The organism is Citrobacter sp. KH_055_1, from assembly GCF_057838705.1.
Map to the genome: position 1 here is coordinate 4,153,399 of NZ_CM174473.1, position 23,514 is coordinate 4,176,912.

Genomic DNA, 23,514 nt, shown 5'->3' on the forward strand with positions numbered 1-23,514 from the left:
AGCTTATTGCCCATGACGAAATGCGAGCACCGCCTGGCGGCACTGTTCCGTCACATGCTCGATGTCATGGTTCACGTCGATGCGGGCAATATCGCGTTCATCTTCCTGCGGGCACTCCAGCGCGTCGAACTGACTTTTTAGTAATCCCACCGGCATAAAATGACCTGCCCGACGCTGCATGCGCGCCAAAATAGTCTCGTAATCGCCATCCAGCCACAAAAAATGCACATTCGGGCTGCCCTGGCGCAATATATCGCGATACTGTTTTTTTAATGACGAGCAGACAATAAATCCGGTTTCATTCTTTTTATACAGGCTGTATGACGCGTCATTTAACCGTTCTAACCACGGCAGCCGGTCTTCATCAGTTAATGGAATACCTTCCGACATTTTATCAATATTTTTGGCGGGATGGAGATCGTCACCATCTATGAATTTAGCGGATAATACGGCGGCAACTTTGCTGCCAATGAGTGATTTACCGCTACCAGAAACGCCCATCAAAATATAACTTTCCCCAGCCATCTAAAAAACTCCAGATTCATATTCCATGGCGCGATATTACGCCTTGCTGATGGGGAAATTCACGCTTTTTCAGTACCACGGAGCAGATTTACAAGGCGCATCACGTTATGCGTAACATTGTAGTGTAACAATTTTCCAGCGTGATCTTCATCACAAATAATAACAATTAAAACCGTTTAAATGCTGCCGAGGTTACTACCTGACCAGTGAGGAATTTATGCAAGTCAAAACCCAATCCTGCGTTGTCGCGGGTAAGAAAGCTGTTGCCATTACCGACCAAAATATTGAATGGAATAATAAAGGAACGTTAGTGCAAATTACCCGAGGGGGAATTTGTGGTTCCGATTTACATTATTATCAGGAAGGCAAAGTCGGTAATTTTACCGTTAAAGCCCCGATGATTTTAGGCCATGAAGTTATTGGTAAAGTGGTCCAGAGTGATTCACCTGAATTACATGAAGGTCAGTCGGTGGCGATTAACCCGTCGAAGCCCTGCGGCCACTGCAAATACTGTCTGCAGCATGAAGAAAATCAGTGTACAGAGATGCGATTTTTTGGCAGCGCCATGTATTTTCCCCATGTTGACGGCAGCTTTACCCGGTTTAAAACCGTCGATACCGCGCAGTGCATCCCCTACCCGCAGCAGGCCGATGAAAAAGTCATGGCCTTTGCCGAACCGCTGGCGGTAGCAATCCATGCCGCGCATGAAGCGGGCGACCTGCAGGGTAAACGGGTGTTTATCTCCGGCGTTGGGCCAATTGGCTGCCTGATCGTCAGCGCAGTGAAAACGCTCGGCGCAGCAGAAATCGTCTGTGCAGACGTCAGCCCGCGTTCGCTTTCGCTGGCGCAACAGATGGGCGCAGACACGTTGATTAATCCGCAACAAGACTCGCTCGACGCATGGAAAAAAGAGAAAGGCTATTTTGACGTCAGCTTCGAAGTCTCCGGCCATCCTTCCTCAATCACCACCTGTCTGGAAGTCACCCGCGCGAAAGGCGTGATGGTGCAGGTCGGCATGGGCGGCGCGGTACCAGAGTTCCCGATGATGATGCTGATCGGCAAAGAGATCGCGCTTAAAGGCTCGTTCCGCTTTACCACCGAATTCAATACCGCGGTGTCGTGGCTGGCAAATAACGTTATCGATCCGCTGCCGTTACTCAGCGCCGAATATCCGTTTACCGACCTTGAACAGGCGCTGATCTTCGCCGGGGATAAAACCCAGGCGGCGAAAGTCCAGCTCGTTTTTGAAGACATAAAATAAGGAATAGCATGATGAACGATCTTTTTTCACTGGATGGCAAAAATATTCTGATCACCGGTTCGGCGCAGGGAATTGGTTATTTACTGGCGACCGGGCTGGGCAAATATGGCGCGCAGATCATCGTCAATGACATTACGCCGGAACGCGCAGAAGCCGCCGTGGCAAAACTGCAGCAGGAAGGGATCCGCGCCGTTGCCGCGCCTTTCAATGTTACGCATAAACAGGATATCGACGCCGCCATTGACCATATCGAAAAAGATATTGGCCCGATTGATGTGTTGGTGAATAACGCCGGTATTCAGCGCCGTCATCCGTTCACCGAGTTCCCGGAACAGGACTGGAACGACGTGATTGCGGTGAACCAGACAGCAGTATTCCTGGTGTCGCAGGCGGTCACTCGTCGCATGGTGGAACGCCAGGCCGGGAAAGTCATCAACATCTGCTCCATGCAGAGCGAACTGGGCCGCGACACCATCACGCCATATGCCGCCTCAAAAGGGGCGGTAAAAATGCTCACCCGTGGGATGTGCGTTGAGCTGGCGCGCCACAATATCCAGGTGAACGGCATCGCGCCGGGCTACTTCAAAACCGAGATGACCAAAGCGCTGGTCGAAGACGAAGCCTTCACCGCCTGGCTGTGCAAACGGACGCCTGCCGCACGTTGGGGCGATCCGCAGGAGCTAATTGGTGCGGCGGTTTTCCTCTCGTCCAAAGCATCCGATTTTGTTAACGGACACCTGCTGTTTGTCGATGGCGGCATGCTGGTCGCCGTCTGATACAACACAACGCAACATCACGCAGCGCCCTGGCGCTGCATTTTTGGCACACCACTCTACATAATTTATAAGAGAAAAGATTATGCCATTAATTATTATTGCGGCAGGCGTCGCGCTGCTCCTGGTCCTGATGATTGGCTTTAAAGTTAACGGCTTTATTGCTCTGGTCCTGGTAGCGGCGGTCGTCGGTTTTGCCGAAGGGATGGATGCCCAGGCCGTTCTGCACTCAATACAAAATGGGATCGGCGGGACGCTCGGCGGGCTGGCGATGATCCTCGGGTTCGGCGCCATGCTCGGAAAGCTAATCTCCGATACCGGCGCAGCCCAGCGTATCGCCACTACGCTGATTGGCACGTTCGGTAAAAAACGCGTGCAGTGGGCGCTGGTCATTACCGGGCTGGTCGTCGGTCTGGCGATGTTCTTCGAAGTCGGTTTTGTTCTGCTGCTGCCGCTGGTGTTTACGGTGGTGGCCTCATCCGGACTGCCGCTGCTGTACGTCGGCGTGCCGATGGTGGCGGCGCTGTCCGTGACCCACTGTTTTCTGCCGCCTCATCCGGGACCAACGGCGATTGCCACCATTTTCGAGGCCAACCTTGGCACCACGCTGCTGTACGGCTTTATCATTACTATCCCGACGGTGATTGTCGCCGGGCCGCTGTTCTCCAAGCTGCTGACCCGCTTTGAGAAAGCGCCGCCGGAAGGCTTATTTAACCCTCACTTGTTCACCGAAGAAGAGATGCCGTCGTTCTGGAACAGTATCTTTGCCGCGGTTATCCCGGTCATACTGATGGCGGTCGCCGCAGTGTGCGAAATTACGCTACCGAAGACCAACAGCGTGCGGGTGTTCTTTGAGTTTATCGGTAACCCTGCTGTCGCCTTGTTTATTGCCATCGTCCTCGCCATTTTCACCCTTGGCCGTCGTAACGGACGTACGATCGAGCAAATAATGGATATCATTGGCGACTCTATCGGTGCCATCGCCATGATTGTGTTTATCATCGCCGGCGGTGGGGCGTTTAAGCAGGTGTTGGTCGACAGCGGCGTGGGCCAGTATATTTCGCACCTGATGACCGGTACCTCACTCTCTCCGCTGTTGATGTGCTGGACGGTCGCGGCGTTGCTGCGCATCGCACTCGGTTCAGCCACCGTGGCGGCGATTACTACCGCGGGCGTGGTGCTGCCGATTATTAACGTCACCCATGCCGATCCGGCGCTGATGGTGCTGGCAACCGGTGCGGGCAGCGTGATTGCTTCCCACGTTAACGATCCGGGATTCTGGCTGTTTAAAGGCTATTTTAATCTCAGCGTCGGTGAAACGTTGCGCACCTGGACAGTCATGGAAACGTTGATTTCCATTATGGGACTCCTTGGGGTTCTGGCGCTTAACGCCATTCTGCATTAGTTCGGCATTACCGGGGAGCACAAGCCAGCGCTCCCCAGCTCAGGAGAGAAGATGAGGAACCACAGAATTTCTTTGCAAGATATCGCCACCCTGGCGGGTGTGACCAAAATGACGGTGAGTCGCTACATCCGCTCGCCGAAAAAAGTCGCAAAGGAAACCGGCGAGCGCATCGCGCAGATAATGGAGGAGATTAACTACATCCCCAACCGCGCGCCGGCAATGCTGTTGAACGCGCAAAGCTATACGCTCGGCGTGCTGATCCCCTCGTTTCAAAACCAGCTGTTTGCCGACATTCTGGCGGGGATTGAATCCGTGACCTCGGACCATAACTATCAAACGCTGATCGCCAACTACAATTACGATCGGGAGTCCGAGGAAGAATCGGTTATCAACCTGCTGTCGTACAACATCGACGGCATTATTCTTTCCGAGAAATATCACACTTTACGTACCGTGAAGTTTCTGCGTTCAGCGACTATTCCGGTGGTTGAGCTGATGGATATCCAGGGCGATCGTCTGGATATGGAGGTGGGATTCGATAACCGCCAGGCGGCGTTTGATATGGTCAGCACCATGCTGGATAAACGCCCGCGCCACAAAATCCTGTATCTGGGTTCGAAAGACGACGTTCGTGACGAGCAGCGCTATCGCGGCTATTGCGATGCCATGACCCGCCGGGGTCTGGAACCGCTGCGCGTGAATCCGCGCGCCATCTCCTCCATCCATCTCGGTACCCAGATGATGCGTGACGCGCTGGCTGCGCACCCGGATGTAGACGGCGTGTTCTGTACCAACGACGATATTGCGATGGGCGCGCTGCTGCTGTGCCGCGAGCGCAATCTGGCTGTGCCGGAGCAGATCTCGATTGCCGGATTCCACGGGCTGGAAATGGGCAGGCAGATGATCCCAAGCCTCGCGAGCGTGATCACCCCACGTTTCGACATTGGTCGCATGGCGGCGCAGATGTTGCTCAGTAAAATCAAGAACAACGACCATAACCACAACACCGTAGATTTGGGATATCAGATTTATCACGGCAATACGCTTTAAGTCATTTTCTCTCCCCTGCGCATATTCTCTTTCATCGACATTGCCTATACTCCAGGCAGGATAAATGGAGGAAATCTCAATGAGCGCACCCCTGTTAATTGCCCGCACGCCGGACACCGAACTGTTTTTACTGCCTGGCATGGCCAACCGCCACGGGCTGATTACCGGCGCGACCGGGACCGGTAAAACCGTCACCTTGCAGAAGCTGGCCGAATCGCTGTCGGAGATCGGCGTGCCGGTGTTTATGGCCGATGTTAAAGGCGACTTAACCGGCGTGGCGCAGGCTGGACTGGCGTCTGAAAAGCTGCTGACCCGTCTGAACAACATCGGTATTACCGACTGGCAGCCGCATGATAATCCGGTCACGGTGTGGGATATCTTCGGTGAGAAAGGTCACCCGGTGCGCGCCACGGTATCGGACCTCGGCCCGCTGCTGCTGGCCCGCCTGCTGAACCTGAACGATGTGCAGTCCGGCGTGCTGGATATTATCTTCCGCATTGCCGATGACCAGGGGCTGTTGCTGCTCGATTTCAAAGACCTGCGGGCCATCACTCAGTACATCGGCGATAACGCTAAATCCTTCCAGAATCAGTACGGCAATATCAGTAGCGCCTCGGTCGGGGCTATCCAGCGCGGGCTACTGTCGCTGGAGCAACAGGGCGCGGCGCATTTCTTTGGCGAGCCGATGCTGGATATCAAAGACTGGATGCGCACCGACGCCAGCGGCAAGGGGATAATCAACATCCTTAGCGCAGAAAAACTGTACCAGATGCCCAAACTGTACGCCGCCAGCCTGCTGTGGATGCTCTCCGAGCTGTACGAGCAGTTGCCGGAAGCGGGCGATCTGGAAAAACCCAAGCTGGTGTTCTTCTTCGACGAAGCCCATCTGTTGTTCAACGATGCCCCGCAGGTATTGCTGGATAAAATCGAACAGGTGATCCGCCTTATCCGCTCGAAAGGCGTCGGCGTGTGGTTCGTGTCGCAAAACCCCGCCGATATTCCGGACAACGTGCTCGGTCAGTTGGGTAACCGCGTGCAGCACGCCCTGCGCGCATTTACCCCCAAAGACCAGAAGGCGGTGAAAACCGCGGCACAAACCATGCGTGCCAATCCGGCATTTGATACCGAAAAAGCCATTCAGGAACTGGGGACCGGCGAGGCGCTAATCTCGTTCCTCGATGCCAAAGGCAGTCCGTCGGTGGTGGAGCGGGCGATGGTGATTGCGCCGTGCTCGCGCATGGGACCGGTAACCGACGATGAGCGCAACGGGCTGATTAATCACTCCGCGCTGTACGGCAAATATGAAGAAGAGGTTGACCGTGAGTCGGCCTATGAGCGCTTACAGCAAGGCGTGCAGGCCTGTACTGAGCAGCAAAACACACCACCCGCCAACGGCAAAGCGGTCGCAGTGGACGACGGTATTCTCGGCGGGCTGAAGGATATCTTGTTTGGCAGCACCGGGCCGCGCGGCGGCAAGCGTGATGGTGTGGTGCAGAGCGTGGCGAAAAGCGCGGCGCGTCAGGTCACCAATCAGATTATTCGTGGCATGTTGGGAAGTTTGATGGGCGGAAGAAAACGCTAGTACCTGTGTTACTTTGCCAGATAAGGCATTAACGCCTTATCTGGCCTCCGGGTCCTGAGTAGGCCGGATAAGCGCAGCGCCATCCGGCACTGCGTGTGACGTTGCCGGATGGCGGGCTGTAATTACGATTTACGCAGCATCAGCCACAGGCTTATCAGGAAGAAGCTGGCACTTGGCAGCAGCGCCCCGATAATCGGTGGAATACCGTATACCAGCGTCAGCGGACCAAAGATCTGGTCCAGCACGTAGAACACGAAACCGAAGCTAATCCCCGTCACTACACGCACGCCCATCGGCACACTACGCAGCGGGCCAAAGATGAACGACAGCGCCATCAGCATCATCACCGCCACGGACAGCGGCTGGAAGACTTTGCTCCACATGTTGAGCTGGTAGCGTCCGGCGTCCTGGCCGCTGGACTTCAGGTACTTCACGTAATTATGCAGACCGCTGATCGACAGCGCATCCGGATCCAGCGCCACGACACCGAGTTTGTCTGGCGTGAGGTTGGTCTTCCAGGTGCCGCTCACCGTTTGTGAACCGGTAACCTGCTTCGGATCCTGCAGGTTGGACTCATCCACCTGCGACAGACGCCAGACCTTATTGTCTTTATCAAATTTGGCAGACGCCGCATAGCGCACGGACTGCAAACGACGCTGGTCGTTAAAGGTATAAATACTGATACCCCCTAACTCTTCGTCGCCCTTCACCCGCTCAATGTAGACAAAGCTGTCGCCGTCTTTCGCCCACAGCCCTTGCTGGGTAGACAGCAGCGAGCCACCGTACATCTGCTGTGCGCGGTAGTTACGCGCCATCTGTTCACCCTGCGGCGCAACCCATTCCCCGATGGCCATCGTCAACAGCACCAGCGGAATAGCGGTTTTCATCACCGACAGCGCAACCTGCATGCGGGTAAAACCGGACGCCTGCATCACCACCAGTTCACTGCGCTGGGCCAGCATGCCCAATCCCAGCAGCGCGCCGAGCAGCGCCGCCATCGGGAAGAAGATCTGAATGTCTTTAGGGGCACTGAGCAGCGTATACAGCCCGGCCCCCATCGCGTCGTAGCTCCCCTGCCCGGCCTTTTTCAACTGGTCAACAAACTTGATGATGCCGGAGAGCGACACCAGCATGAACAACGTCATCATGATGGTGGTAAAAATGGTTTTACCGATATAGCGGTCAAGTACACCAAAGGGCTGCATTATACCGCTCCTTTACGCAGAAAACGGGCACGCAAGCGGCGCACAGGCACCGTATCCCACAGGTTAAGCGCAATCGCCAGAGCCAGATAACTCAGGTTAACCGTCCACATCCAGAACACTGGATCCAGTTTCCCTTTGCCGCCGTTCGACTTCAGTGAGGTCTGGATCAGGAAGAACATCAGATACAGCAGCATGGCGGGCAGCATCGACAGTACGCGTCCCTGACGTGGATTCACCACACTCAGCGGTACCACCATCAGCGCCATCATCGCCACCGTGAATACTAACGTGATACGCCAGTGCAGCTCCGCACGGGCGCGATCGGTGTCAGTCGTCCACAGCGTGTGCATGTCCATCTGGTCGGTGTCGTTCGGATCCAGCGCCACGGCCTGATGGCCGATAATCGCCTGATAGTCCTTGAAGTCGGTAATGCGGAAGTCACGCAGCAGCGCGGTCCCTTCAAAGCGCGTACCTTCGTTCAGCGACACCACCTGGGAGCCATCGCGCAGTTGCGTCAGATGTCCGGAATCGGCCACGACCACGGAAGGACGGGCGTTACCTTTTGGGCGGATCTGCGCGAGGAACACATCTTTGAAATTACTGCCATCGACGCTTTCGATAAACAGCACCGAGCTGCCGTTAGTGGCCTGCTGGAACTGTCCCTGCGCGAGTGCCGCCATGCCGGGGTTCGCTTTCGCTTCCGCCAGCACTTCGTCCTGATGCTTTGAAGACCAGGGCCCCGCCCACATCACGTTGATCGCCGCAAAGATACTGGTAAACAGCGCCAGCACCATCGCCGCTTTCACCAGTACGGCCTTACTCAGCCCGCAGGCGTGCATCACCGTAATTTCACTTTCGGTATACAGTTTGCCCAGCGTCATGAGCAGCCCGAGGAACAGGCTTAATGGCAAGATAAGTTGCGCCATTTCTGGCACGCCCAGCCCCAGCAGCGAGAGCACCAGATTTGCCGGGATGTCACCGTCAACCGCCGCACCGAGGATCCTGACCAGCTTTTGACAAAAGAAGATCAACAGCAGGATGAATAGGATCGCAAGTTGGCTTTTGAGCGTTTCCCGTACCAGATATCTTATGATTATCACTTTAAATACGCCCGTAAAAACCCGTCTTTTGCAGGAAAATAGCTTGTTTCATGGCTTAAACGTCATTTATTCTCTTGAGTCGTCGAAATCGTCGCTAAGATCATTATACTCAACGGATCCACCTCTCAGAAATTGTTCTGACGTGCCAATGCCGTAATAACGTTAAGATTAACACGAAGTCACCGCAACAGCGGGTATGAGTTACGAAAGCTTGCAATTCTATCCGTAGCCACCGCCGTTGTCTTTAAGATTCAGGAGCGTAGTGCATGGAGTTCAGTGTAAAAAGCGGTAGCCCAGAGAAACAGCGGAGTGCCTGCATCGTCGTGGGCGTCTTTGAACCACGCCGCCTTTCTCCGATTGCAGAGCAGCTCGATAAGATCAGCGACGGGTACATCAGCGCCCTGCTGCGTCGTGGCGAACTGGAAGGCAAACCGGGTCAGACCCTGTTGCTACACCACGTTCCTAACGTTCTGTCTGAGCGCATTCTTCTCATTGGTTGTGGCAAAGAGCGTGAGCTTGATGAGCGCCAGTACAAGCAGGTTATTCAGAAAACCATCAATACTCTGAATGATACCGGCTCCATGGAAGCCGTCTGCTTCCTGACCGAACTGCACGTTAAAGGCCGTAACAACTACTGGAAAGTGCGTCAGGCTGTCGAGACAGCACAAGAGACCCTCTACAGTTTTGATCAGTTGAAGACCAACAAAAGCGAGCCACGTCGCCCGCTGCGTAAAATGGTGTTCAACGTCCCTACCCGCCGTGAACTGACCAGCGGCGAGCGCGCCATTCAGCACGGCCTGGCGATCGCCGCCGGTATTAAAGCCGCGAAAGATCTCGGCAACATGCCGCCGAACATCTGTAACGCAGCGTACCTGGCTTCTCAGGCGCGTCAACTGGCCGACAGCTACAGCAAAAATGTCGTCACGCGCGTCATTGGCGAGCAGCAGATGAAAGAGCTGGGTATGCACTCTTATCTTGCCGTCGGCCAGGGTTCGCAGAACGAGTCCTTGATGTCGGTTATCGAGTACAAAGGCAACCCGTCAGAAGACGTGCGCCCGATTGTGCTGGTCGGTAAAGGGCTAACCTTTGACTCCGGCGGTATTTCCATCAAGCCTGCCGAAGGCATGGATGAAATGAAATACGACATGTGCGGCGCGGCGGCAGTGTACGGCGTGATGCGCATGGTGGCGGAACTTCAGTTACCCATCAACGTTGTCGGCGTGCTGGCGGGCTGTGAAAACATGCCAGGCGGGCGCGCGTATCGTCCGGGTGATGTGTTAACCACCATGTCCGGTCAGACTGTTGAAGTACTGAACACCGATGCCGAAGGCCGCCTGGTGCTGTGCGACGTGTTAACCTATGTCGAGCGTTTCGAACCTGAAGCGGTCATCGACGTCGCCACCCTGACCGGTGCCTGCGTGATTGCGCTGGGTCATCACATCACAGGCCTGATGTCGAACCACAACCCGCTGGCGCACGAGCTGATTGGCGCGTCCGAACAGGCGGGCGATCGCGCATGGCGTTTACCGCTGGGTGATGAGTTCCAGGAACAGCTGGAGTCCAACTTCGCAGATATGGCGAACATCGGCGGACGCCCTGGCGGCGCGATTACCGCTGGCTGCTTCCTGTCGCGCTTTACCCGTAAGTACAACTGGGCACACCTCGACATCGCGGGAACCGCCTGGCGTTCAGGAAAAGCCAAAGGTGCAACCGGTCGTCCGGTGGCGCTGCTGTCGCAGTTCCTGCTCAATCGCGCCGGGTTTAACGGCGAAGAGTAAGTTTGCTTGATTGCCGGATGGCGCCGCATACGCGTCTTATCCGGCCTACAGTGAGTATTTAACCGTAGGCCGGATAAGCGTAGCGCCATCCGGCTTTGCATTTAAATCCACAACAAGAAGCCCCATATTATGAGAAACGCAACGTTCTATCTTCTGGATAACGACACACAACAAGATGGCTTAAGCGCCGTTGAACAACTGGTGTGTGAAATTGCCGCAGAACGTTGGCGCGCGGGCAAGCGCGTACTGATCGCCTGTGAAGACGAAAAACAGGCTATTCGGCTGGATGAAGCGCTGTGGGCAAGACCGGCAGAAAGCTTCGTGCCGCATAATCTGGCGGGGGAAGGTCCGCGTGGCGGTGCTCCGGTCGAAATTGCCTGGCCAGAAAAACGCAACAGCAGCCCACGCGATCTGCTGATCAGTTTGCGTGTCGGCTTTGTAGATTTTGCCACCGCTTTCACAGAAGTGGTAGACTTCGTCCCTTATGAAGATTCTTTGAAACAATCGGCACGCGAGCGCTACAAAGCTTACCGCGTGGCTGGTTTTAACCTGAATACGGCAACCTGGAAATAATGGAAAAGACATACAACCCACAAGATATCGAACAGCCGCTTTACGAGCACTGGGAAAAGCAGGGCTATTTCAAACCTAACGGCGATGAAAGCAAAGAGTCCTTCTGCATCATGATCCCGCCGCCGAACGTCACCGGCAGTTTGCATATGGGTCATGCTTTCCAGCAAACCATCATGGACACCATGATTCGCTACCAGCGCATGCAGGGTAAAAACACCCTGTGGCAGGCCGGTACCGACCACGCGGGTATCGCCACCCAAATGGTGGTTGAGCGTAAGATTGCCGCTGAAGAAGGTAAAACCCGTCACGACTACGGTCGCGATGCGTTTATCGATAAAATCTGGCAGTGGAAAGCGGAATCCGGCGGCACCATTACCCGTCAGATGCGCCGTCTGGGCAACTCCGTGGACTGGGAGCGCGAGCGCTTCACCATGGACGAAGGTCTTTCCAATGCCGTGAAAGAAGTCTTTGTTCGCCTGTACAAAGAAGACCTGATTTACCGTGGCAAGCGCCTGGTAAACTGGGACCCGAAACTGCGCACCGCCATCTCCGATCTGGAAGTAGAAAACCGCGAGTCAAAAGGCTCAATGTGGCACATCCGCTATCCGCTGGCTGACGGCGCAAAAACCGCAGACGGGAAAGATTATCTGGTGGTCGCCACCACGCGTCCGGAAACCGTGCTGGGCGATACCGGTGTGGCCGTCAACCCGGAAGATCCGCGTTATAAAGATCTTATCGGCAAATTCGTTATCCTGCCGCTGGTTAACCGCCGTATTCCGATTGTTGGTGATGAACACGCCGATATGGAAAAAGGCACCGGCTGCGTGAAGATCACCCCGGCGCACGATTTTAACGACTATGAAGTCGGTAAACGTCACGGCCTGCCGATGATCAACATCCTGACCTTTGACGGCGACATCCGCGAAACCGCGGAAGTGTACGACACCAAAGGCGAAGAATCTGACGTCTATTCCAACGCGATCCCGGCTGAGTTCCAGAAGCTGGAGCGCTTTGCCGCACGTAAAGCGGTGGTTGCCGCTATCGACGCGCTGGGCCTGCTGGAAGAGATTAAACCGCACGACCTGACCGTGCCTTACGGCGACCGTGGCGGCGTGGTTATCGAACCGATGCTAACCGACCAATGGTACGTCCGTGCCGACGTGCTGGCAAAACCGGCGGTAGAAGCGGTTGAGAACGGCGACATTCAGTTCGTGCCGAAGCAGTACGAAAACATGTACTTCTCCTGGATGCGTGATATCCAGGACTGGTGTATCTCCCGTCAGCTGTGGTGGGGTCACCGCATCCCGGCCTGGTATGACAACGACGGCAACGTCTATGTCGGCCGTACCGAAGACGAAGTGCGTCAGGAAAACAACCTCGGCGCCGACGTTGCGCTGCGTCAGGACGAAGACGTTCTCGACACCTGGTTCTCCTCCGCGCTGTGGACCTTCTCTACGCTGGGTTGGCCGGAAAACACCGACGCGCTGCGTCAGTTCCACCCAACCAGCGTGATGGTTTCTGGCTTCGACATCATCTTCTTCTGGATTGCCCGCATGATCATGATGACCATGCACTTCATCAAAGATGAAAACGGCAAGCCGCAGGTTCCGTTTAAGACGGTCTACATGACCGGTCTGATTCGTGACGACGAAGGCCAGAAGATGTCCAAGTCCAAGGGTAACGTTATCGACCCGCTGGATATGGTTGATGGTATTTCCCTGCCGGACCTGCTGGAGAAACGTACCGGCAACATGATGCAGCCGCAGCTGGCTGAGAAAATTGCTAAACGTACCGAGAAGCAGTTCCCGGACGGCATCGAGCCGCACGGTACCGACGCCCTGCGTTTCACCCTTGCGGCACTGGCCTCAACCGGTCGCGATATCAACTGGGATATGAAGCGTCTGGAAGGTTACCGTAACTTCTGTAACAAGCTGTGGAACGCCAGCCGCTTTGTGCTGATGAACACTGAAGATCAGGATTGCGGCTTCAACGGCGGCGAAATGACCCTGTCGCTGGCGGACCGTTGGATTCTGGCGGAATTCAACCAGACCATCAAAGCGTACCGCGAGGCACTGGATAACTTCCGCTTCGATATCGCCGCGGGCATTCTGTACGAGTTCACCTGGAACCAGTTCTGCGACTGGTACCTGGAGCTGACCAAGCCGGTCATGACCGGTGGTTCTGAGTCTGAGCTGCGCGGCACCCGCCATACGCTGGTCACCGTGCTGGAAGGTTTGCTGCGCCTGGCGCACCCAATCATCCCATTCATCACCGAAACCATCTGGCAGCGTGTGAAGGTCATTTGCGGTAACACTGCCGACACCATCATGCTGCAGCCGTTCCCGGAATACGATGCGGCGCAGGTTGATGAAGCCGCGTTGGCCGATACCGAATGGCTGAAGCAGGCAATCGTGGCCATCCGTAACATCCGTGCGGAAATGAACATCGCGCCGGGCAAACCGCTGGAGCTGCTGCTGCGTGGTTGCAGCGAAGCCGCGATGCGTCGTGTGAACGACAACCGTAGCTTCTTGCTGAACCTGGCACGTCTGGAAAGCATCACCGTGCTGCCTGCTGATGATAAAGGTCCGGTTTCCGTGACTAAAATTATCGACGGCGCCGAGCTGCTGATCCCGATGGCTGGCCTGATCAATAAAGAAGATGAGCTGGCACGTCTGGCGAAAGAAGTGACCAAAATCGACGGTGAGATTGGCCGCATTGAAGCCAAACTGTCCAACGAAGGCTTTGTCGCACGCGCGCCGGAAGCGGTGATCGCTAAAGAGCGTGAGAAGCTGGAAGGTTACGCGGAAGCGAAAGCGAAGCTGATTGAACAGCAGGCGGTTATTGCCGCGCTGTAAAGCTGTTTGCCGGATGGCGCTACGCTTATCCGGCCTACAGACACCGTCATCGTAGGTCGGATAAGCGTAGCGCATCCGACACCGCAGACGATAAAAGCCTCTGACGCACTCGCCCAGAGGCTTTTTATTGAATTATCCTCGCTTGCGCTTTCCCTCTCCGCAGTGGTATTAACTGCATATGTCCCACTTTTACGTCATGAGTTCGCTATGAGTGTCATTACACCTGTCTCGGCGACGCTGCGTCGCATTGCTGCCGACGATAACACCGCCATTGCCCACGTGATCCGCCAGGTCTCCGCCGAATACGGTTTGACCGCTGATAAAGGTTACACGGTGGCTGACCCTAATCTCGATGAGTTATTCCAGGTATACAGCCAGCCGGGTGCGGCCTATTGGGTGGTTGAACAAAATGGGCAGGTCGTCGGTGGCGGTGGCGTTGCGCCATTAGGCTGTAGCGAGCCGGATATTTGCGAATTACAGAAGATGTACTTTCTGCCGAGCGTGCGTGGTCAGGGACTGGCGAAAAAGCTGGCGTTGATGGCTCTCGATCACGCCCGTGAGCAGGGATTTAAACAGTGCTATCTGGAAACCACCGAATTTCTGACCGAGGCGATTCACCTCTACGAACGTCTGGGCTTTGCGCATATTGCCGAGCCGCTGGGCTGCACGGGGCATATAGATTGCGAAGTGCGGATGCTAAAACCCCTCTGACGTTAGGCAAAGGGGCAATACTGCGTTATTGCATTTCGACTGAGAGCATCAGACGAATCACGCCGGCGGCGCGAGCGGTCGGCAATTTGAGAACCTGCGTCCACAGATCCTGAACCATATCGCAAGCCAGTTGCTCTTTACCCACGCCTTTATTCGGGTCGGCCATGATTTGAATATCCGGCCCATAGCGCTGCACCAGTCCCGGACTAATGGCTTGCAGATCCTGAAGCGCCAGCTCTTTTTCTTCCGCCGTAACTGTATGTTTTCCCGGGCCGTAAGCCGCCTGCAGCATCGTCATGTCATTCGCCATACGGCGACTCATAATTTCACGTGGAATAAGCTGTACCGGGTTGATACCGCCCTTTACCGCCGGGAACAGGAAGCGAAAGCATTCGTCACCGCCTACTTTCGCTATCGCGTCAATTTGCGCGAGGTTCACCTGCATATAGGCAATCACGTTGGCATCGGGTGCCTGCTGTAAGCGCGCCATCTGGAACGTCAGGATCTGCGGCTGTATGGTGTCAATAATCTGCTGCTCGCTTTTCCCCGCCGTTTTCATCTCCACCGCCTGGTTGAGAATCGTCTGCCATAGCGCGGGTTCCTGCTCCTTAATGACCTCATAGACGGGCATTGTCAGCATTGCTTTCTCGAATTTCTGCGTTTCAGTCAGCCCATAGTCCGGACTTTCGCGCGGGATGAGATAGTGCGTATCAAACAGATTCCAGCCGATAATCGCCACGACAAAAATCACCGCACCGGAAACCTTACCTACCCAGCCCTTTTTACGACAGACGCCCACCACGGTCGCAATCACCGCCCCGATATAGCCTGCCAACAATACGTGTGCCCAGTTCATTCACCATCCTTTTTCATATCAATGCATATGGCGAGGATATATTCCCCCTTCAAGTGGTTTGATTATTGCGGCAGGCGCGATCGATTTCTAGCCACCAGATTTTAGCTACCGGGAAGGAGGAAGAGAGACACCGTACCAGAGAGTGGAGCTAGGCTGGCACGCCGCTATGAAAACGAAACTCATCGTCCGGCGATAAGATCAGGGATGCTTCCACCTCACCAAAAAACCGTACCCGGTCACTGATGTCATGGTCGGCCGCCTGCTGTGCCAACGCCAGATAATCCTGATAATGGCGCGCCTCTGAGCGCAGCAGCGACAGATAAAACGCCTGTAATTCATCATCCAGATACGGTGCCAGCGCGGCAAAACGCTCGCAGGATCGCGCCTCAATGTAGGCGCCGCAGATCAGCTTATCAATCAGCGTTAACGGCTCATGGGTACGGACTTCTTTAAGCATGCCCTTGGCGTAACGACTGGCGGTCATTTTGATATACGGAATTTGGCGGCTTAGCATCGCTTCACGCACTTGCCAGAAGTGGTGTAGCTCTTCTTTGATCAGCAGCACCATGCTGTCGATAAGCTGTTGCCCCCACGGGTCGTCAGTCTGGGGCATGATGCTTTTGCTGATCTGCTTGTTCAGCAAGGTGAAATCCGGCTCTTCCCCTTCCCGGAAGGCAAAGGCTTCATAGGGTTTCAGCCACTCCAGCATCGCCTGCGATCCCTGCTTATCCGCAACATATTTACGCACCAGCAGCATCGCGGTTTGCGCCGCTTTCAGCTCGCAGACCAGATGGTCAGTCAGCAGCAGGGGAAGATTTGCCGGGTCGCGCGCTTTATCAAGCCAGGCCTCGGGCGTTTTGCAGTGCAGGAAATCCAGAATCGGGGAGAGTATTTGCGGGTAATCCATACGTTGTCCTTGCCCTACGGCAGCATGCGCCGCCGTAGGTCAGCAGATGACTTAGTGACGCACGCCGTCATCATCTTCGTCGACGAGATCGTCATCGTCGCCGTCTTCACCTTCTTCGCCGTTAGGGTCTTCAAAATAAGTGCCCCATCCGTCGTATTCCACGTCAAATTTTTCAGCCAGGTTCATCAGTTGTTCAACCTGAGTGTCAATCAGCTCGGCGTTCAGCGCACATTCACTGAGGATGTCACAGCAAATGACCGTGTCGCCTTCTTCCACTTCCAGCTCTTCCGGCTCGGTGACTTCATAACCCAGCTTGAAGGCTTCTACCGCTGCTTTTTCCAGGGTTTCAAAGTCATCCGCGGAAAGGTGATGCTCAATGGTATACAGCGCGTCAGGATCGCTACCATCTTCAAGTAACTCTTCAATAATCAAGCGTGTTTCTTCACGCTGTTCTTCCAGGTGTTCCGGGTTTGCCATGGCTCATATCCTCATAATGTCCTGCCGATACTCTTATTGTCACATACCGCTGACATTGCCTCCACCTTTCCAGGAAAGATTTGTTAAACAAGGTTGCAAATGAATAAACATACATATAAATTGAATTTTAATTCAATAAATGGCCTAAGCCATGTGAGGGAACCATGTCTGCATTTTATCAGAAGCACTTCTTGAAACTGCTCGATTTTACCTCTGCTGAACTCACGTCACTGCTGCAGCTCGCCGCCCGGCTCAAGGCGGACAAGAAAAACGGCACAGAGGTCGCTATGCTGACCGGTAAAAATATTGCGCTCATCTTCGAAAAAGACTCGACCCGTACTCGTTGCTCTTTCGAAGTTGCCGCTTACGATCAGGGCGCGCGTGTGACCTATCTCGGGCCAAGCGGCAGCCAGATTGGCCATAAAGAGTCGATAAAAGACACCGCCCGCGTACTGGGCCGCATGTATGACGGTATCCAGTATCGCGGCCACGGTCAGGAGGTGGTGGAGACGCTGGCCGAATATGCCGGGGTTCCGGTATGGAACGGATTGACCAACGAATTCCACCCCACCCAGTTACTGGCCGATCTGCTAACCATGCAGGAACACCTGCCGGGCAAAGCGTTTAATGAGATGACGCTGGTGTACACCGGCGATGCCCGTAACAACATGGGCAATTCAATGCTGGAAGCCGCCGCGTTAACTGGGCTGGATCTGCGCCTGGTGGCACCACCGGCTTGCTGGCCAGAAGAGAGCCTGGTAGCCGAATGCAAAGCGCTGGCACAGAAAAACGGCGGTAATATCACCCTGACCGACGATATTGCGACAGGCGTGAAAGGTGCGGACTTCATTTATACCGACGTCTGGGTATCCATGGGTGAAGCCAAAGAGAAGTGGGCCGAACGAATTGCCCTGCTGCGTAACTATCAGGTCAACAGCGCGATGATGGCGCTAACCGGCAATCCGCAGGTGAAATTCCTGCACTGCCTGCCAGCATTTCATGATGACCAAACCACGCTGGGTAAACAAATGGCGCAAGAATACGGTTTGCACGGTGGGATGGAAGTAACCGATGAGGTCTTTGAGTCACCTGCCAGTATTGTCTTTGATCAGGCAGAAAACCGCATGCACACCATTAAAGCGGTGATGGTGGCGACATTAGCGAAGTGAGTACGTCGGTAAAAAGAATGCCGGATGGCGATGCTACGCATCTTATCCGGCCTACAACCGTGCTCCCGTAGGCCGGATAAGACGCTATTGCGTCGCCATCCGGCATCATAAAATCACTTATTCGACCAGCATTTTTACCACGGCTTTGCGCACCAGCGCAGGCGTACCTACCGCGCACAGCGGCTTATGCACTTCGCCCGGATAGAACACCACAAAATCACCTTCATTCAGCACTACCGTCTTCTCTTCCGCCCCTTCCGGCAAGAAAGCGATATCTTTGTCCGCCAGCCAGTCGGTTTCCGGTGCGCCCGCAGGCAGCGTACTGAAGGTCATCCCTTCCTGGCCTTTTAGCAGGATCTGAATATCCAGATAACGGGCATGATACTCGGCGCGACGCTGCTCAAACGGCTCGGTCATATCTTCGGCGATCAGATAAAACAGGCGGTTACCGTCGATATCATGTTTCCCTTTTTCGGTTGTGTCCGTCACGTGCGCTTTAATGTGTTCAATTGCCTGACGCAGCTCTTCCGGCAGCCATGCTTCCAGGTGATGAATATTGCCGATAATCATTTCAAACCCCTTAATTAAAACATTGTTTCATTTTAATTGTTATACGAAAAATCCGTCTGCCATACCACTGCTATTTACCGATATTTTGCGTCAACGCATGTTTATCGCCTGCGGCGGTCCCCGCGGGCTTGGGTGAATGAATATTCATGAGAATCGTTTGCGATGAATAATTTGTGCATTATTCGCTTGATCCTATAACGTAGCTGAGTATAATCGCCGACAATTTGCCGGGAGGATCTATGGTTCAGTGTGTACGACATTTTGTCTTACCGCGTCTGAAAAAAGACGCTGGCCTGCCGTTTTTCTTCCCGTTGCTCATCATTCTAAGCCCCTCAATTGAGGGGCTTTTTTTTTGCCCAGGCGTCAGGAGATAAACATGGCTAACCCGCTCTATCAAAAACACATCATTTCCATAAACGACCTCAGCCGCGATGACCTCAATCTGGTACTCGCGACGGCGGCGAAACTAAAATCCCACCCGCAGCCGGAGCTGTTGAAGCATAAGGTGATCGCCAGCTGTTTCTTCGAAGCCTCAACCCGCACCCGTTTATCTTTTGAAACCTCGATGCACCGTCTGGGCGCCAGCGTGGTGGGATTCTCTGACAGCAGCAACACCTCACTGGGCAAAAAAGGTGAAACGCTGGCTGACACCATTTCAGTGATCAGCACCTACGTCGACGCCATTGTAATGCGTCATCCGCAGGAAGGCGCCGCGCGTCTGGCCACGGAGTTCTCCGGCAATGTGCCGGTACTGAACGCGGGAGACGGCTCTAACCAGCATCCGACCCAGACGCTGCTGGATCTGTTCACCATTCAGGAAACGCAGGGTCGCCTGGACAATCTGCAAATTGCGATGGTAGGCGATCTGAAATATGGCCGTACCGTTCACTCTCTGACTCAGGCGCTGGCGAAGTTCGAAGGCAACCGCTTCTACTTTATCGCCCCGGATGCGCTGGCAATGCCGCAGTACATTCTGGACATGCTGAATGAAAAAGGTATCGCCTGGAGCCTGCACGGCACGATTGAAGAAGTGATGGCGGACGTAGACATCCTCTACATGACCCGCGTGCAAAAAGAACGCCTGGACCCGTCCGAATACGCCAACGTGAAAGCACAGTTCGTTCTGCGCGCCAGTGACCTGGAAGGTGCCAGAGAGAACATGAAGGTGCTGCACCCGCTGCCACGCATCGATGAGATCACTCCCGACGTCGATAAGACGCCACACGCCTGGTATTTCCAGCAGGCAGGCAACGGCATCTTCGCCCGCCAGGCGTTACTGGCACTGGTACTGAATAGCGAACTGGCACTGTAAGAGGACATGACGATGACACACGATAACAAACTGCAGGTTGAAGCCATCAAACGTGGCACCGTGATTGACCATATTCCCGCACAGGTGGGTTTTAAGCTGCTGACGCTGTTCAAACTGACAGAGACCGATCAGCGTATCACCATCGGCCTGAACCTGCCGTCCGGTGAGATGGGGCGTAAAGACCTGATCAAAATTGAAAATACCTTCCTGACCGACGAGCAGGTCAACCAGCTCTCGCTGTACGCCCCGCAGGCCACGGTAAACCGCATTGATGACTATGACGTGGTGGGTAAATCACGTCCCAGCCTGCCTGAGCGTATCGATAACGTGCTGGTGTGCCCGAACAGTAACTGTATCAGTCATGCCGAGCCGGTTTCCTCCAGTTTTGCAGTGAAAAAGCGTGCCGATGACATCGCACTCAAATGCAAATACTGTGAAAAAGAGTTTTCCCATTATGTGGTGCTGGCCAACTAATTGGGGTTGGTTATGAGATCCCGGCTCCCTATAATGAGCGGGAACATTCTATTACCGCTGTAATTCAGGAGAAATCATGAGCAAGACTATCGCGACGGAAAATGCACCAGCAGCAATCGGCCCATACGTTCAGGGTGTTGATCTGGGTAGCATGGTAATCACTTCCGGTCAGATCCCGGTTGACCCAAAAACCGGTGCCGTATCGGAAGACGTGTCCGCTCAGGCGCGTCAGTCGCTGGAAAACGTTAAAGCTATCGTAGAAGCAGCAGGCCTGAAAGTAGGCGACATCGTAAAAACTACGGTCTTCGTTAAAGACCTGAACGATTTCGCCACCGTCAACGCCACCTACGAAGCGTTCTTCGCCGAGCACAACGCGACCTTCCCGGCACGCTCTTGCGTGGAAGTGGCCCGTCTGCCAAAAGACGTGAAAATCGAAATTGAAGCGATCGCCGTTCGTCGCTGATTTTTAGCGCAGAGATAATCCAGGCGATGTTCTGGATTATCTCCAGGTTGACCGCGCCATAGAGGGCCGGTAATGGCAAAAGCTCGTTTTACCGCAGAACAAATCGCCGATTTTCTTCAGCAGTCTAAAAGTGGCGTATCAAATAAGGTATTGTGCGAAAAATACGAATTTAGCGTCAGCACGCTCCGTCGTTGGCAGGAGCAGCACGCCGAAGGCGTTCGCCGCGAGTTAAAACAATTAGAATCGACTGGCTTAATCGTATTCTTATGCTTCTTCATTTCCACCCCATTACTCACCGTTATATTCTCTAAACTCCTCGGCGCAGGTGTAATGTTCTTTTTCCTTGTGTACTGCGTTGGCTACATCCACCAATTTCGCAAGGTATCTGCAAAACATATCCGGGAAGAGAATATCTTTCTCTCCCGCTCCGGGCGCGGAGCGCGAAATGCGTTTTATCATTTCTGTTGGGCCTTCATCGCTCTTTTTGTCTTTGCCGTTGGATATATGATTGTGCATCTGGTCTGAAAGATTATCGGCCTGGGGAAGCGTAGTTTGCAGGCCCGGTAAGCGCGAGCGCCACCGGGCATTTATCACATTACACCAAACAGTTTCGGCAGGAACAACGAAATCGCCGGAATATACGTCACCAACATCAGCACCAGGAACAGCACCGCATAGAACGGCAGCATCGCCTTCACCACCTGCTCAATCTTCTGCTTACTCACCGCACTGGCGACAAACAGCACCGATCCTACCGGCGGCGTAATCAGGCCAATCCCTAAGTTCACCAGCATGATCATGCCAAAATGCACCGGATCGATACCCAACGCGTTGGTCACCGGCAGCAGGACCGGAGTCAGGATCAGGATCAGCGGCGCCATGTCCATTAGCGTACCGATCAGCAGCAGCATGATGTTAATGCACATCAGAATGACGTATTTGTTGTCCGAGATGCTGGTAAAGGCTTCGGTGATACGCATCGGCAGCTGCATATAGGTCATTACCGCGCCGAAAGCGGCGGCAAAGCCGATCAGGATCATCACGATAGTGACCGTTTTCACCGTGCGGAACATCAGCTTCGGCAGCTCAGACCATTTGTAGTCACGATAGATAAACATGGTGACAAAGAAGGCCCACAGACAGGCGATCGCCGCGGATTCCGTCGCGGTGAAGATACCCGAGAGGATCCCTCCCATAATGATCACCACCGTCATCAGGCCCCACAGCGTGTCGACAAAAATCTTCAACGCCTGGCGAAACGGTACGCGCTCCCCTTTTGGATAACCGCGTTTGTGCGCAAACGCTACGCACATCACCATCAGGCTAAAGCTCAACAGCAGACCCGGTAAGATGCCGGCAATGAACAGCGCGGCAATAGACACCGTACCGCCGGTCGCCAGCGAGTAAATCACCGAGTTATGGCTGGGGGGCGTCAGGATCGCCTGTACCGATCCGCTGGCGGTCACCGCCGCCGCAAAGTCACGCGGGTAGCCTTTTTTGTCCATCTCCGGGATCATCACCGAACCAATAGAGGCGGTGTCGGCTACGGACGATCCGGAAATTGCACCAAAAAAGGTGGAGGCCACAATATTCACCAGTGACAGTCCGCCGCGAATAAAGCCCACGAATATGTAGGCAAAATTCACCAGCCGACGCGCAATCCCGCCTTCGGCCATAATCGCTCCGGCCAGAATAAAGAACGGGATCGCCAGCAATGAAAATTTATTCACCCCACTGGTCAGTTGGATCATCACCGCTTCCAGTGGAATATCAATGTACCAGGCGCCAATGATCGCGCTAATACCCACCGCGTACGCTACCGGTACCCCAATCGCCAGCATAATGCCGAGCGTAAAGACGAGAATAAATGCATCCATCTGCTTTCCTTTCTGAAATGGGGGCGGTAACTAGCTGGTCGAACCCAGCATGACAACAGGACGTTGGTACTGCGGACCACGGCAGATCTTCTCAACAATAAAAAGCAGCGTGATGGCAGAGCCAATCGGTAACGGCAAGTAGTTTTGCCCGGCGCTTAACAGCGGGAATTCCGCAACGGGTTGTTCCCACAGTTCAAGACACAGCGTGGTGCCGTACCAGAGAATAAACAGGCTAATCGCCGTCAGCATAATATCGGCGATAAGAGAGCAGTAACGGCGGGCGGTTTCACCCAAACGATCGGTCACCATGCTTACCGCGATATGCGAACCTGCGCGATAACTCACCGCGGCGCCAATAAAGGTGAATGTCACCATACAGAGAATAGCGACAGGCTCAGGCCATGACAGGGCATTGTTCAGAACATATCGTGCAAATATCCCAATTGGGATGATGGCGACCATCACTAATAATGCCATCCCGGCAATCCACATTGAGACCCGGTAAAAAAAATCCATTACCGATGAATAGCATTCACCCATAATCATCACCTCGAATTAATCAAAAGACTCAGGCAGATGGTGGATGCCATC

The 23,514-nt window shown here is 54.3% G+C and carries 26 protein-coding genes; 16 read left to right on the plus strand and 10 right to left on the minus strand.

Going from position 1 to position 23,514, the window contains the following annotated elements; all coding sequences use genetic code 11:
• Positions 1-3 precede the first annotated feature (3 nt).
• On the minus strand, positions 4-525 hold the full coding sequence (gene idnK / locus AC3ITF_RS19525; protein ID WP_096758483.1) for a gluconokinase: 522 nt from the start codon (positions 523-525) through the stop codon (positions 4-6).
• Positions 526-742: 217 nt separating this feature from the next.
• Between idnK and idnD the strand changes: the two genes are divergently transcribed.
• From idnD to AC3ITF_RS19550, 5 genes are all read left to right on the plus strand, one after another.
• Positions 743-1,786 carry an L-idonate 5-dehydrogenase gene (idnD, locus tag AC3ITF_RS19530; RefSeq protein ID WP_489175952.1) on the plus strand — a complete coding sequence of 348 codons (1,044 nt, stop codon included), beginning with the start codon at positions 743-745 and terminating at the stop codon, positions 1,784-1,786.
• An 11-nt stretch (positions 1,787-1,797) separates the two neighbouring features.
• On the plus strand, positions 1,798-2,562 hold the full coding sequence (idnO, locus tag AC3ITF_RS19535) for a gluconate 5-dehydrogenase (RefSeq protein WP_096758485.1): 765 nt from the start codon (positions 1,798-1,800) through the stop codon (positions 2,560-2,562).
• An 82-nt stretch (positions 2,563-2,644) separates the two neighbouring features.
• The gene (gene idnT / locus AC3ITF_RS19540) at positions 2,645-3,964 is read left to right on the plus strand and encodes a gnt-II system L-idonate transporter (RefSeq protein WP_016155581.1); all 1,320 of its coding nucleotides are present in this window, start codon (positions 2,645-2,647) and stop codon (positions 3,962-3,964) included.
• A gap of 51 nt (positions 3,965-4,015) precedes the next feature.
• On the plus strand, positions 4,016-5,014 hold the full coding sequence (gene idnR, locus AC3ITF_RS19545) for a DNA-binding transcriptional regulator IdnR (RefSeq protein ID WP_181218743.1): 999 nt from the start codon (positions 4,016-4,018) through the stop codon (positions 5,012-5,014).
• A 79-nt stretch (positions 5,015-5,093) separates the two neighbouring features.
• A complete protein-coding gene (locus AC3ITF_RS19550) occupies positions 5,094-6,596 on the plus strand; it encodes a helicase HerA-like C-terminal domain-containing protein (protein WP_489175953.1) in 1,503 nt (500 codons plus the stop codon).
• 122 nt (positions 6,597-6,718) lie between these two features.
• Here the strand turns inward: AC3ITF_RS19550 and lptG are convergent, their stop codons facing one another.
• From lptG to AC3ITF_RS19565, 3 genes are all read right to left on the minus strand, one after another.
• Positions 6,719-7,801: an LPS export ABC transporter permease LptG gene (lptG, locus tag AC3ITF_RS19555; protein ID WP_115259560.1), complete on the minus strand. Its 1,083-nt coding sequence runs from the start codon at positions 7,799-7,801 to the stop codon at positions 6,719-6,721.
• Complete coding sequence (lptF, locus tag AC3ITF_RS19560) at positions 7,801-8,901, minus strand: LPS export ABC transporter permease LptF (RefSeq protein WP_115259561.1); 1,101 nt, start codon at positions 8,899-8,901, stop codon at positions 7,801-7,803. Before lptF ends, lptG begins: the two co-directional genes overlap by 1 nt.
• A 62-nt stretch (positions 8,902-8,963) precedes the next feature.
• Positions 8,964-9,014 (minus strand): hypothetical protein, encoded by a 51-nt coding sequence (locus AC3ITF_RS19565; RefSeq protein WP_212723231.1) that lies wholly within the window; start codon positions 9,012-9,014, stop codon positions 8,964-8,966.
• Positions 9,015-9,167: 153 nt separating this feature from the next.
• On the opposite strand from AC3ITF_RS19565, the gene pepA reads away from it, so the two are divergent.
• From pepA to AC3ITF_RS19585, 4 genes are all read left to right on the plus strand, one after another.
• Positions 9,168-10,679 (plus strand): leucyl aminopeptidase, encoded by a 1,512-nt coding sequence (gene pepA, locus AC3ITF_RS19570; protein WP_115259562.1) that lies wholly within the window; start codon positions 9,168-9,170, stop codon positions 10,677-10,679.
• A 129-nt stretch (positions 10,680-10,808) separates the two neighbouring features.
• On the plus strand, positions 10,809-11,252 hold the full coding sequence (holC, locus tag AC3ITF_RS19575; RefSeq protein WP_096758490.1) for a DNA polymerase III subunit chi: 444 nt from the start codon (positions 10,809-10,811) through the stop codon (positions 11,250-11,252).
• Entirely contained in the window at positions 11,252-14,107 is a 2,856-nt protein-coding gene (locus AC3ITF_RS19580; RefSeq protein ID WP_137400473.1) for a valine--tRNA ligase, read from the plus strand. Before holC ends, AC3ITF_RS19580 begins: the two co-directional genes overlap by 1 nt.
• Before the next feature lie 207 nt (positions 14,108-14,314).
• Positions 14,315-14,818, plus strand: coding sequence for a GNAT family N-acetyltransferase (locus AC3ITF_RS19585; protein WP_489175954.1), 504 nt, complete (start codon positions 14,315-14,317; stop codon positions 14,816-14,818).
• A 25-nt stretch (positions 14,819-14,843) separates the two neighbouring features.
• On the opposite strand, the gene AC3ITF_RS19590 is transcribed toward AC3ITF_RS19585, so the two are convergent.
• The 3 genes from AC3ITF_RS19590 to rraB all read right to left on the minus strand — a co-directional run bounded on the left by AC3ITF_RS19590 (position 14,844) and on the right by rraB (position 17,058).
• Positions 14,844-15,674, minus strand: a complete 831-nt coding sequence (locus tag AC3ITF_RS19590) for a topoisomerase II (protein ID WP_489175955.1) — start codon at positions 15,672-15,674, stop codon at positions 14,844-14,846.
• Positions 15,675-15,822: 148 nt separating this feature from the next.
• Positions 15,823-16,581 carry a tRNA isopentenyl-2-thiomethyl-A-37 hydroxylase MiaE gene (miaE, locus tag AC3ITF_RS19595; RefSeq protein ID WP_181506261.1) on the minus strand — a complete coding sequence of 253 codons (759 nt, stop codon included), beginning with the start codon at positions 16,579-16,581 and terminating at the stop codon, positions 15,823-15,825.
• A 51-nt stretch (positions 16,582-16,632) separates the two neighbouring features.
• The gene (rraB, locus tag AC3ITF_RS19600; RefSeq protein WP_096758495.1) at positions 16,633-17,058 is read right to left on the minus strand and encodes a ribonuclease E inhibitor RraB; all 426 of its coding nucleotides are present in this window, start codon (positions 17,056-17,058) and stop codon (positions 16,633-16,635) included.
• Positions 17,059-17,157: 99 nt separating this feature from the next.
• Between rraB and argL the strand changes: the two genes are divergently transcribed.
• Both argL and argF read left to right on the plus strand, forming a co-directional pair.
• The gene (gene argL / locus AC3ITF_RS19605; protein ID WP_371414759.1) at positions 17,158-17,253 is read left to right on the plus strand and encodes a putative translational regulatory protein ArgL; all 96 of its coding nucleotides are present in this window, start codon (positions 17,158-17,160) and stop codon (positions 17,251-17,253) included.
• Positions 17,223-18,227 (plus strand): ornithine carbamoyltransferase, encoded by a 1,005-nt coding sequence (gene argF, locus AC3ITF_RS19610; protein ID WP_096758496.1) that lies wholly within the window; start codon positions 17,223-17,225, stop codon positions 18,225-18,227. The genes argL and argF overlap by 31 nt, the downstream gene beginning before the upstream one ends.
• Positions 18,228-18,344: 117 nt before the next feature.
• On the opposite strand, the gene AC3ITF_RS19615 is transcribed toward argF, so the two are convergent.
• Positions 18,345-18,797: a YhcH/YjgK/YiaL family protein gene (locus AC3ITF_RS19615; RefSeq protein ID WP_135912659.1), complete on the minus strand. Its 453-nt coding sequence runs from the start codon at positions 18,795-18,797 to the stop codon at positions 18,345-18,347.
• Positions 18,798-19,036: 239 nt separating this feature from the next.
• Here AC3ITF_RS19615 and pyrL point away from each other — a divergent pair, with 239 nt between their 5' ends.
• The 5 genes from pyrL to AC3ITF_RS19640 all read left to right on the plus strand — a co-directional run bounded on the left by pyrL (position 19,037) and on the right by AC3ITF_RS19640 (position 21,571).
• Entirely contained in the window at positions 19,037-19,171 is a 135-nt protein-coding gene (gene pyrL, locus AC3ITF_RS19620; RefSeq protein WP_096758504.1) for a pyr operon leader peptide, read from the plus strand.
• A 2-nt stretch (positions 19,172-19,173) separates the two neighbouring features.
• Entirely contained in the window at positions 19,174-20,109 is a 936-nt protein-coding gene (pyrB, locus tag AC3ITF_RS19625; RefSeq protein ID WP_489175956.1) for an aspartate carbamoyltransferase, read from the plus strand.
• Between the two features lie 12 nt (positions 20,110-20,121).
• Positions 20,122-20,583, plus strand: a complete 462-nt coding sequence (pyrI, locus tag AC3ITF_RS19630) for an aspartate carbamoyltransferase regulatory subunit (RefSeq protein WP_003025816.1) — start codon at positions 20,122-20,124, stop codon at positions 20,581-20,583.
• A gap of 76 nt (positions 20,584-20,659) precedes the next feature.
• Positions 20,660-21,046, plus strand: a complete 387-nt coding sequence (gene ridA, locus AC3ITF_RS19635) for a 2-iminobutanoate/2-iminopropanoate deaminase (RefSeq protein WP_135912660.1) — start codon at positions 20,660-20,662, stop codon at positions 21,044-21,046.
• 72 nt (positions 21,047-21,118) lie between these two features.
• On the plus strand, positions 21,119-21,571 hold the full coding sequence (locus tag AC3ITF_RS19640; protein ID WP_135912661.1) for a transposase: 453 nt from the start codon (positions 21,119-21,121) through the stop codon (positions 21,569-21,571).
• A 65-nt stretch (positions 21,572-21,636) separates the two neighbouring features.
• Here the strand turns inward: AC3ITF_RS19640 and AC3ITF_RS19645 are convergent, their stop codons facing one another.
• Together AC3ITF_RS19645 and AC3ITF_RS19650 are read right to left on the minus strand one after the other, a co-directional pair.
• A complete protein-coding gene (locus tag AC3ITF_RS19645; RefSeq protein ID WP_006686394.1) occupies positions 21,637-22,923 on the minus strand; it encodes a TRAP transporter large permease in 1,287 nt (428 codons plus the stop codon).
• Positions 22,924-22,953: 30 nt separating this feature from the next.
• Positions 22,954-23,463 carry a TRAP transporter small permease gene (locus tag AC3ITF_RS19650; RefSeq protein WP_096758507.1) on the minus strand — a complete coding sequence of 170 codons (510 nt, stop codon included), beginning with the start codon at positions 23,461-23,463 and terminating at the stop codon, positions 22,954-22,956.
• Between the last annotated feature and the right edge of the window lie 51 nt (positions 23,464-23,514).